The sequence below is a fragment of the Weissella sp. DD23 genome (assembly GCF_001579105.1).
GTDB classification, from domain to species: Bacteria; Bacillota; Bacilli; order Lactobacillales; family Lactobacillaceae; genus Weissella; species Weissella cibaria.
On the sequence record NZ_KQ970394.1, the window covers coordinates 39,844 to 40,430 of the forward strand.

1 protein-coding gene is annotated in these 587 nt (G+C 45.1%); it reads right to left on the bottom strand.

The window, feature by feature from the left end:
• Positions 1-166: 166 nt before the first annotated feature.
• The coding region (locus WEIDD23_RS12760) for a hypothetical protein (RefSeq protein WP_197458843.1) at positions 167-587 on the bottom strand (421 nt) is incomplete at its 5' end.

Genomic DNA, 587 nt, shown 5'->3' on the forward strand with positions numbered 1-587 from the left:
CCTCGAGTGCGGCGGAGGTAGCGTCAAGTGCAGCTAGTGACGCGGAGTCAAGCGCTTCGGAAGCGGCGGCAGTTGCTAAGTCAGAAAGCCAGAGCCAGTCAACGTCAATCAGTACGTCACAGTCTATTAGTCAATCTACGAGTTTGAGTCAGTCGACATCAACGAGTCAGTCTTTGAGTACGTCGACGTCATTGTCAGGCTCGACGAGTTTGTCAAATTCTATTTCGTTGAGTGGATCAACGTCATTAAGCAACTCGACTTCGACAAGTTTGAGCAATTCAACATCATTGAGTAACTCGACTTCAACGAGTTTGAGCGATTCAACGTCATTGAGCAGCTCAACTTCAACAAGTTTGAGCAATTCAACATCATTGAGCAGCTCGACTTCAACAAGTTTGAGTAACTCAACTTCAACAAGTTTGTCAGACTCAACGTCATTGAGCAGTTCAACATCAACGAGCTTGAGCGATTCAACGTCATTGAGCAGTTCAACATCAACGAGTTTGTCAGACTCAACATCGTTGAGTAGTTCGACTTCAACAAGTTTGAGCAATTCAACATCATTGAGTAACTCGACTTCAACGAGC